The sequence below is a fragment of the uncultured Allobosea sp. genome, assembly GCF_945957345.1.
GTDB lineage: Bacteria > Pseudomonadota > Alphaproteobacteria > Rhizobiales > Beijerinckiaceae > Allobosea.
The window spans coordinates 59,572-68,561 of sequence record NZ_CAMFKW010000031.1 but is presented as its reverse complement, the minus strand read 5'-3'; the positions used below and the strand labels follow the sequence as shown (position 1 = coordinate 68,561).

Genomic DNA, 8,990 nt, shown 5'->3' with positions numbered 1-8,990 from the left:
ACGAGCCTCCGAACCATCCTCGGATACGACACGCGCGGCGCCCTCACGGGCGCCGCTGGCGTTTCAAGGCGGGAGGGTTCACCCCGGCAAACGATAATCCCTGAACATCTCGCGCAGCTTCGTCTTCTGGATCTTGCCGGTTGCGGTGTGGGGGATGGCCTCGACCAGCACGACATCGTCCGGCAGCCACCATTTCGCGATCTTGCCGGTCATGAAGGCGAGCATCTCGTCCTTGCCCGGGGTGCGGCCGGGCTTCGGCACGATCACCAGCAAGGGACGCTCGTCCCATTTCGGATGGGCGACGCCGATCACCGCGGCCTCCGCGACATCGGGATGGCCGACGGCGAGGTTTTCGAGATCGATCGAGGAGATCCATTCGCCGCCCGACTTGATCACGTCCTTCGACCGGTCGGTGATCTGAATGTAACCGGCGGGATCGATGGTCGCGACGTCGCCGGTGTCGAAGAAGCCGTGATCGTCGAGAATGTCGTCCTCGTTGCGGTAATAGGCGCCCGAGACGGCCGGGCCACGCACCTTGAGCCGGCCGAAGGTCTTGCCGTCCCAGGGCAGGTCCGCGCCGGCATCGTCGGTGAGGCGGAACTCGACCGTGAAGGGCGGATGGCCCTGCTTCACCTTGAGATCGTAAAGCGCATCGCCCTCCAGCCCCTGGTAGACCGGCTTCATCGAGCAGAAGGAACCGAGCGGGCTCATCTCGGTCATGCCCCAGGCATGGGCGACATCGACGCCGTATTTGCGTTCGAAGACCTCGGTCATCGCCCGCGGGCAGGCAGAGCCGCCGATGACGACGCGCTTCAGCGTCGAGAGCGTGCCGTCCGTCGCCTCCAGATGCTGCAGGAGGCCGAGCCAGACGGTCGGCACCGCCGCCGTCATGGTCACGCCCTCCTCCTCCAGCAACTGATGCAGTGAGGGGCCGTCGAGCTTTGCGCCGGGCATGACCAGCTTGGCGCCGGTCATCGGCGCTGAATAGGCCAGCGACCAGCTATTGGCGTGGAAGAGCGGCACGACCGGCAGCACCGTGTCGCGCGCCGACAGGCCCATGAAATCCGGCGCGGCGCAGGCGAGCGCATGCAGCACGTTCGAGCGATGCGAGTAGAGCACGCCCTTGGGTCCGCCGGTCGTGCCCGAGGTGTAGCAGAGCCCGGCGGCGGTGTTCTCGTCGAAGCGGCCCCAGGCGAAATCGTCATCCACCTCAGCCAGCCAATCCTCGTAGGCGACGGCGTTCTTCAGGCCGCATTGCTGCAGATGCGCAGCATCGGTCAGGATGATGTAGCGCTCGACCGTCGGCAGCTTGTCCTGGATCGCCTGGATCATCGGCACGAAGGTCAGGTCGAGGAAGAGCAGACGGTCTTCGGCGTGATTGACGATCCAGGCGATCTGCTCCGGGAACAGGCGCGGATTGACGGTATGCGTGATCGCACCGATGCCGCTGATGCCGTACCAGAGCTCGAGATGCCGGTCGGTGTTCCAGGCGAGCGTCGCAACCCGATCACCCAGGGCGATGCCCTCGCGCTGCAGGCGCTTGGCCACCTTGAGCGCACGGCTGCGGATATCGACATAGCTGCGTCGTCGGAGCGCGCCATCCTCGACGGCGCGACTCACCACCTCGCGGGTGCCGTGCTGCACGGCGGCGTGGTCGATGATGCGGTGGAGCAGAAGGGGCCAGTCCTGCATCAGGCCGAGCATGCGCTTGTCCTCCCGAGATCATTTTATCACGGAGGATAGCGACGGCCTCCCGCGAAAGGGAAGTCATCCCATCGAAGGCTCGCCTGCGCGCGCGAGATGGTTTAGGTCTGATCGTTCAAGAGCGGGGGGAAACGCCATGTCCGCACCGAAGATCGTGCCACACGCCCCGACGGAGCCGGACCGGGTCTGGTTCCGCTTCATGCGATTGCACCAGCGCATGCTAATGCAGATGACCGGGCGCATCCGCACACTCGGCCTCTCGATCCCGCAATTCGACCTGCTCTCGACCCTGACCGAGCAGGAGGGCATCAGCCAGAGCGAGCTCGCCGAGCGGCTTTACGTCACCAAGGGCAATGTCTCCGGTCTGGTCGACCGGCTGGTCCAGGCCGGGCTTGTCGAGCGCCGCGCCATCGCCGGCGACCGGCGCTCCTATGCGATGCACCTGACGCCGGAAGGCCGCCGCCTCGCCGAAGCCGGCATCGCCGCCCAGCGCGAATTCGTCGCGAGCACGCTCGGCAAGCTCGCCCCGGACGATCTCGCCGAGCTCGACCGGCTCGTGCTGGCCTGGCGCGATCTCGCCCGCGCCGCCGATGCCGAGTGACCGGGCATGGCAGATGGCATCGACCTGACCGCCTCCGCCACGCGCTTACGCGAAGCGCTGCTTGCCCGCCGGTTCAGCGCCACCGACCTGCTTGAAGCGACATTCGCCCGCATCGATGCGCTGAACCCGCGCCTCAATGCCATCGTGGCGGAGGATCGCGAGGCCGCCCGCGCCATGGCGAAGACATCGGATGCGCGGCTCGCCGATGGCACGGCAAGGCCCCTCGAAGGGCTACCGATCACGATCAAGGATGCCTTCGACGTCGCGGGCCTACCCTCTTCCGGCGGCCTACCCGCCTATCGCGAGCGTGTGCCGACGGAGGATGCGGCTGCCGTGGCAAGGTTGCGGGCGGCCGGCGCCGTCATCACAGGCAAGACGAATGTTCCGGTCTTCTCAGGCGATTTCCAGAGCTACAACCCGGCCCATGGCGTGACCAACAATCCATGGGACGAGACGCGCTCGCCCGGCGGTTCATCGGGCGGGGCTGCGGCTGCGGTTTCGACCGGCATGAGCGCTTTCGAGCTCGGCTCCGATCTCGGCAGCTCGATCCGCTGGCCAGCCCATGCCTGCGGCGTGTTCGGACTCAAGACGAGCTGGGGACTGGTCTCGACCTGGGGCGCGATCCCACCACCGCCCGAGCGGCGCACCCTGCGCAATGTCGACCTGATGGTCGCCGGCCCGATCGCGCGTGCGGCCGAGGACCTCGACCTGATCCTGCCGGTGATCGCCGGGCCGCGCGATACCGCTCAGCCAGCGCCTGCCTTGCCGGAGCCGCGTCAATCCAGCGCGAAAGGCCTGCGCGTCGCGCTCTGGGCCGATGATCCCTTCGCACCCGTGGATCGCAAGGTTACCGACGCCGTACGCGAGGCCGCGCGCCGCCTTGCCGGGGCAGGCGCGATCGTCGACGAGACGGCGCGCCCCTCCGTCCGCTTCGCCGACGCGTTCGAGGTCTATGCGCTCTTGAACCATGCCGTCGTCGCCTACGGCCTGCCGCCCAAGGTGCGCGCCCGGATCCAGGCGCAAGCCTCGCGCTTCAGCCCGAACGACCTGTCGCATCAGGCTTTGCAGGCGCGTGGCGCGCGGATGACGCCCGGCTTCTACCAGCAGATCGACCAGCGCCGCCGCGCCCAGAAGCGGCAATGGGCGAGCTTCTTCGCCCGTAACGATGTGGTGCTCTGCCCGCCGGCGCCCGTCGCGGCGATCGCGCATGACCACGGGCCGGATATCCATGCACGGCGCCTGATCGTGAACGGCGAGCCGCGGCCCTATCTCGATTTCCTGCTCTGGGCTTCGCTGGCGACCGGCGCGGACCTGCCGGCCCTGTCGGCGCCGGTCACGCGCTCACGCGAAGGCCTCCCGCTCGGTGTCCAGATCATTGCCCCCTTCGGCGAGGACCGGACCGCCATCGCAGTCGGCGCGATGCTGGAGGAGCTGGGCAGCCGTTTCACCCCGCCGCCTGTCGCTCGCTGAGGCGCCCGGACGGCCGCTACGCCCGTTTGGCGCGAACCCTTTCCGTTTCGCTCGCCCTGCGGCAGAGTCTACCGTCTCCTGCACCAAAATCGCTCAACATTTGCGGTCGCTTCAGCTTACACTGGCAAGAATATTAAACAGAACCGGGAGCCCATCATGCTGTCGAATGTCGCCGTCAGGGATATCGAGACCCTCGTCCATCCCTATACCAACCTCGCCACGCATCGGCAGACGGGCCCGCTCGTGCTGGAAAGCGGCAAGGGCATCTATGTCTACGATTCCGCCGGCAAGGAATATATCGAGGGCATGGCGGGGCTCTGGTGCACCTCGCTCGGCTACTCGAACCAGGAACTGGTCGAGACCGCCTATGAGCAGATGAAGAAGCTGCCCTTCACCCATATCTTCGGCGGGCGCAGCCATGATCCGGCGATCGAGCTCGCCGAGAAGCTCAAGGAAATCGCCCCGGTTCCGATCTCCAAGGTGTTCTACGGTGCCTCCGGCTCCGACGCCAACGACACCCAGGTCAAGATCGTCTGGTATCTCAACAACGCGCTCGGTCGCCCGCAGAAGAAGAAGATCATCTCGCGGCTGAAGGGCTATCACGGCGTCACCGTCGCCTCCGCCTCGCTGACCGGCCTGCCGAACAACCATATCGATTTCGACCTGCCGCTGTCGGGCATCCTGCACACCTCCTGCCCGCATCATTACCGCTTCGCGGAGCCGGGCGAGAGCGAGCAGGACTACTCGTCGCGGCTCGCCGCCGAGCTCGAGGAGATGATCCTGCGCGAGGGGCCGGACACGGTCGCCGCCTTCATCGCCGAGCCGGTAATGGGCGCCGGCGGCGCGATCATTCCGCCGGCGGGCTATTTCGAGAAGATCAATGCCGTGCTCGCCAAGTACGACATCCTGTTCATCTCGGACGAAGTCATCACCGGCTTCGGCCGCACCGGCAAGATGTTCGGCACCGAGACCTACGGGCTCAACGCCGACTCGATCTCGCTCGCCAAGCAGATCACCTCGGCCTATTTCCCGCTCAGCGCCGTGATGATGAACGACAAGATCTATGACGTGCTCGTCGACCAGAGCCGCAAGATCGGCACCTTCGGCCACGGCAACACCTATGCCGGCCATCCGGTCGGCTGCGCCGTCGCGGTCAAGACGCTGGAGATCTACCAGCGCGACAAGATCGTCGAGCATGTCGAGAAGGTCTCGCCGACCTTCCTGCGCCGCCTCACCAAGCTGAACGAGCATCCGCTGGTGGGCGAGGCCAAGGGCGTCGGCCTGATCGGCGGCGCCGAGTTGGTCAAGGACAAGCAGACCAAGGCCTCGTTCGAGACCAAGAAGGGCGTCGGCGCCAAGGCCGTGGCCTACGCCCTGGAAGAGGGCTTCATCACCCGCGCCATGGGCGATCGCCTCGCGTTCTGCCCGCCGCTCGTGATCAACGAGGCCGAGATCGAGGAAATGTTCAACCGCTGCGAACGCGCGCTGGACAAGACCCTGAATTGGGCCAAGGCCGAAGGCCTGCTGGCCTGATCGCTCCGACATTGCGAAAGACCGAAGGCCGGGCGGCAACGCCCGGCCTTTTTCATGTTCAGCAATGTGGCGGAAGCGATCCGCTCGCCTGAAAACGCCACGAACAGATCACAGAGGCGCCCCGGCGCCGTCCCGATCCGCCGTCAGACAGATGGTGCCGGCAGGCGCGAGCCGCCGGCACGAGGTTCATCAGCTGAGTCAGGAGCCATGTTTCAACGCGATCCACACTCCCCGGCACCGGCCCGGAAAGGTTTCCATGACGCCACGGCGCGGGCAATCTATGCCTCGCGCTTCCGCCCGATCGCAATTCGGGCTGTCGCCGCGGGAACCCGACAGGCGTCGCCTGCGTTGAAGCAGCACGGTGAAGCGCGCAAGGCCGAGTTGCCCGGCGTGCTCCGCCAAGGTTTCTTCGACTGAAACCTCCCCTTCGAGACCCATGACTTGGCCGGTGCGGAGCTATCTCCCACCGGCCTTTTTCTTGGACGGCAGCCGAAACGAAAACGGGCGACCCGAAGGCCGCCCGCTGATTTCTCCACGTATCCGCACCTGGTCAGACGACGACGACCTTCGCGCCGGCCGGGACGCGATTATAGAGGTCGATCACGTCGATATTGCGCATCCGGATGCAGCCCGAGGAGGCCGAGCGGCCGATCGTCTCCGGCTCGTTGGTGCCGTGGATGCGATAAAGCGTGTCGTGGCCGTTCTGATAGAGATAGAGCGCACGCGCCCCGAGCGGATTGTCCGGGCCGCCCGCAAGGCCGCCGGCGACCGGCTTCAGATGCGGCCAGCGCTTGATCATCTCGGCCGGCGGCGTCCAGCGCGGCCATTCCGCCTTGCGCTGGATCACGGCCTCGCCGGTCCAGCCATAAGCTTCCTCGCCCGTGGCGACGCCGTAGCGGATCGCCTTCTTGTTCGGCAGGACGAGGTAGAGGAACTTGGCCTTGGTATCGATATAGATCGTGCCTGGCGGCTGCCCCGTCGGATCGGCGATCTCGTAGGGAAGGTAAGGCAGGTAGGTGTCGAACTTGGGGACGAGCGCGATATATTCCGCGTCACGGGCTGACAGCTCCGGTGCGCTCACGCTCTTGTACTGGCATGCGCCCAGCAGGGCCGACAGCGCCAGTGCGACGAAAACGGACTTCTTCATAGCCTCCACCCCAGCCGACCCGCAGGCAGCCTTTATGATGAATCGAACGTTAACGCTTCGTATCGCCCGGGCACTGCCCGAAAAGCGACGGTCCGGCGAAGCACTAGGCCTCAAACGGCAACGGCGCAATCCGGTTCCGCCGAGGGCGCTCGAAACAGGGCAAAGCGTGGCAAACCGGCCACGGATGGCCCTTTTGCCGGCTCTTTCGCGCGGATAACGGCTCGTGACGACACTGCTCTTCACCCACCCCGCCGGGCTCGGCCATGCCATGCCGCCGGGCCATCCCGAATGTGCGGACAGGCTCAGCGCCGTCGACCGGGCGCTTGAGGCGGAACGTTTTGCGGCACTGATTCGGGTGGAAGCGCCGCTCGGCACGCTCGATCAGGTCGCGCTCTGTCACCCCCGGGCCTATGCCGAAGCGCTGGTGGCTTCCTCACCAACGACCGGCTTCGTCCATGTCGACGCCGATACGTTCATGTCGCCCGGCACGATCGAAGCGGCGCTGCGCGGCGTCGGCGGCGCGGTCGCCGCCGTGGACGAGGTGATGGCCGGCAAGGCCCGCAATGCCTTCGTGGCAATGCGCCCGCCCGGCCACCATGCCGAGCGCGAACGCGCCATGGGCTTCTGCTTCTTCAACCATGCCGCGATCGCCGCGCGCCATGCGCAAAGGGCACATGGGGCCGAGCGCGTCGCCATCGTCGACTGGGACGTGCATCACGGCAACGGCACGCAGGACATCTTCTGGGACGATGCCAGCGTGCTCTACGCCTCGACCCACGAGATGCCGCTCTATCCCGGCACCGGCTCGGCTGCGGAACGCGGCACGCAAGGCACGATCGTCAACGTTCCCTTGAAGGCCGGCGACGGCTCCGACGAATTCCGCGAGGCCTTCGAGACCGTGATCCTGCCGCGGCTCGATGCCTTCCGTCCCGATCTCCTGATGATCTCGGCCGGGTTCGACGCGCATTGGCGCGATCCGCTCGCCGACATCAACCTCCGCGAAGCCGATTTCGCCTGGGCGACCACGAAGTTGATGGAGGCGGCCGACCGCCATGCCGGAGGCCGTATCGTCTCGGTTCTGGAGGGCGGCTACGATCTCGACGCGCTGGCGAAATCGACCGCCGCCCATGTCTCGGCGCTGATGGAAGGTTAGGCGCCGGAAGCGCCGCTTATTCCAGCGGCGCGGTCTCCGCGATCTCGATGCCGAAGCCGGACAGGCCCACGAAGGAGCGCGGCGAGGAGGCGAGATTCACGATCGAACGGACGCCGAGATCGCGCAGGATCTGCGCGCCCAAGCCGACCTCGCGCCATTGCTGGCTGCGCAGCGCGTCCGAACCTTCATCGTCGACCGGCTTGATCGGCACGCCGGCGCTGCCGTCGCGCAGGTAGATCAGCACGCCCTTGCCCTCCTGCTGGAAGCGCCGCAGCGCGCACTGGATCGAGCTCGCGCCGCCGAGCACGTCGGCAACGACATCGGCGCGGTGCAGGCGGGCCGGCACCTTCTCGCCGTCGCCGAGCTTGCCCATGACGAAGGCGAAATGCTGGGTGTTGTCGAAGGGCGTGACATAGACATGGCCGGTGACGTCGCCGAACTCGGTCTTGACCGGGAAGGAATGCACGCGCTCGACCAGCTTCTCGCGCGACTGGCGATAGGCGATCAGGTCCGCCACCGTGATCTGCTTCAGCCCATGCTTCTCGGCGAAGGCCGTGATCTGCGCGCCCTTCATCACCGTGCCGTCGTCATTGGCGAGCTCGCAGATGACGCCGACCGGCGGCAATTCGGCGAGCTTGCAGAGATCGACGGCGGCTTCGGTATGTCCGGAGCGCATCAGCACGCCGCCATCCCTCGCGATCAGCGGGAAGACATGGCCGGGGCGGACGAAATCGGCGGCGCCCATATTGCCGTTGGCGAGCGCGCGGACCGTATTGGTGCGCTGCTCGGCCGAGATACCGGTGGTCAGCCCGTGCTTGACGTCGACCGTGATGGTGAAGGCCGTGCCGAGCGGGGCGTCGTTCGAGGACACCATCGGATCGAGCCGCAGGCGCCGGGCCTCGCTCGCGGTCAGCGGCGCGCAGACAATGCCGCAGGTATTGCGGATGATGAAGGCCATCTTCTCCGGCGTGCAGAGCGAGGCGGCAACGATGAGATCGCCTTCGTTCTCGCGATCGTCGTCATCTGTGACGATGACGATATCGCCGCGGGCGAAAGCATCGATGGTCTCGGCGACATTGTTGGACATGGCAGCCTCGCGCGCCCCGGACAGGCCGAGGAAATCATTGGGGGTGACGGCGCCGCCGGTGGCGGCGGTGATGCGCTCGGCGCTTTCGCGGGAAATCCAGGCGGCCGGATCGTTGCACAGAGCGGTCACGCTGGCCGGCGACAGGCCGACCTGTTTCGCGAAGGCGCTGCGTGCGGTCTTGTTCTGCCGGAGCCAGACGTCGAGCTTCATGCCATGAAGCTAATACGGCAACACTTCATCCGCAATGAACGACCGATGCATTTTCAGTATTGCTGAAATGCAAGATGCAACGCTG

At 66.3% G+C, this 8,990-nt stretch carries 7 protein-coding genes; 4 read left to right on the top strand and 3 right to left on the bottom strand.

Going from position 1 to position 8,990, the window contains the following annotated elements; genetic code table 11:
- Positions 1-78 precede the first annotated feature (78 nt).
- Positions 79-1,704: a long-chain-fatty-acid--CoA ligase gene (locus Q0Q36_RS16150; protein ID WP_293799276.1), complete on the bottom strand. Its 1,626-nt coding sequence runs from the start codon at positions 1,702-1,704 to the stop codon at positions 79-81.
- A 136-nt stretch (positions 1,705-1,840) separates the two neighbouring features.
- Here Q0Q36_RS16150 and Q0Q36_RS16145 point away from each other — a divergent pair, with 136 nt between their 5' ends.
- The 3 genes from Q0Q36_RS16145 (at position 1,841) to Q0Q36_RS16135 (ending at position 5,308) form a co-directional block, all read left to right on the top strand.
- Positions 1,841-2,305 (top strand): MarR family winged helix-turn-helix transcriptional regulator, encoded by a 465-nt coding sequence (locus Q0Q36_RS16145; protein ID WP_293799275.1) that lies wholly within the window; start codon positions 1,841-1,843, stop codon positions 2,303-2,305.
- A 6-nt stretch (positions 2,306-2,311) separates the two neighbouring features.
- Complete coding sequence (locus Q0Q36_RS16140; protein ID WP_293799274.1) at positions 2,312-3,775, top strand: amidase; 1,464 nt, start codon at positions 2,312-2,314, stop codon at positions 3,773-3,775.
- Positions 3,776-3,931: 156 nt separating this feature from the next.
- The gene (locus tag Q0Q36_RS16135; protein WP_293799273.1) at positions 3,932-5,308 is read left to right on the top strand and encodes an aspartate aminotransferase family protein; all 1,377 of its coding nucleotides are present in this window, start codon (positions 3,932-3,934) and stop codon (positions 5,306-5,308) included.
- A 550-nt stretch (positions 5,309-5,858) separates the two neighbouring features.
- Here Q0Q36_RS16135 and Q0Q36_RS16130 read toward each other — a convergent pair.
- Positions 5,859-6,455 carry a L,D-transpeptidase gene (locus tag Q0Q36_RS16130; RefSeq protein WP_293799271.1) on the bottom strand — a complete coding sequence of 199 codons (597 nt, stop codon included), beginning with the start codon at positions 6,453-6,455 and terminating at the stop codon, positions 5,859-5,861.
- A 223-nt stretch (positions 6,456-6,678) separates the two neighbouring features.
- Here Q0Q36_RS16130 and Q0Q36_RS16125 point away from each other — a divergent pair, with 223 nt between their 5' ends.
- Entirely contained in the window at positions 6,679-7,608 is a 930-nt protein-coding gene (locus tag Q0Q36_RS16125; protein ID WP_293799270.1) for a histone deacetylase family protein, read from the top strand.
- A gap of 16 nt (positions 7,609-7,624) precedes the next feature.
- Here Q0Q36_RS16125 and ribB read toward each other — a convergent pair whose 3' ends face one another.
- Positions 7,625-8,905, bottom strand: a complete 1,281-nt coding sequence (gene ribB / locus Q0Q36_RS16120; RefSeq protein ID WP_293799269.1) for a 3,4-dihydroxy-2-butanone-4-phosphate synthase — start codon at positions 8,903-8,905, stop codon at positions 7,625-7,627.
- Between the last annotated feature and the right edge of the window lie 85 nt (positions 8,906-8,990).

What these genes read in the sequence shown, in the direction of transcription:
- Q0Q36_RS16150 (WP_293799276.1), bottom strand. Translation starts at nt 1,704, where the DNA reads ATGCTCGGCCTGATGCAGGACTGGCCCCTTCTGCTCCACCGCATCATC.
- Q0Q36_RS16145 (WP_293799275.1), top strand. Translation starts at nt 1,841, where the DNA reads ATGTCCGCACCGAAGATCGTGCCACACGCCCCGACGGAGCCGGACCGG.
- Q0Q36_RS16140 (WP_293799274.1), top strand. Translation starts at nt 2,312, where the DNA reads ATGGCAGATGGCATCGACCTGACCGCCTCCGCCACGCGCTTACGCGAA.
- Q0Q36_RS16135 (WP_293799273.1), top strand. Translation starts at nt 3,932, where the DNA reads ATGCTGTCGAATGTCGCCGTCAGGGATATCGAGACCCTCGTCCATCCC.
- Q0Q36_RS16130 (WP_293799271.1), bottom strand. Translation starts at nt 6,455, where the DNA reads ATGAAGAAGTCCGTTTTCGTCGCACTGGCGCTGTCGGCCCTGCTGGGC.
- ribB (WP_293799269.1), bottom strand. Translation starts at nt 8,905, where the DNA reads ATGAAGCTCGACGTCTGGCTCCGGCAGAACAAGACCGCACGCAGCGCC.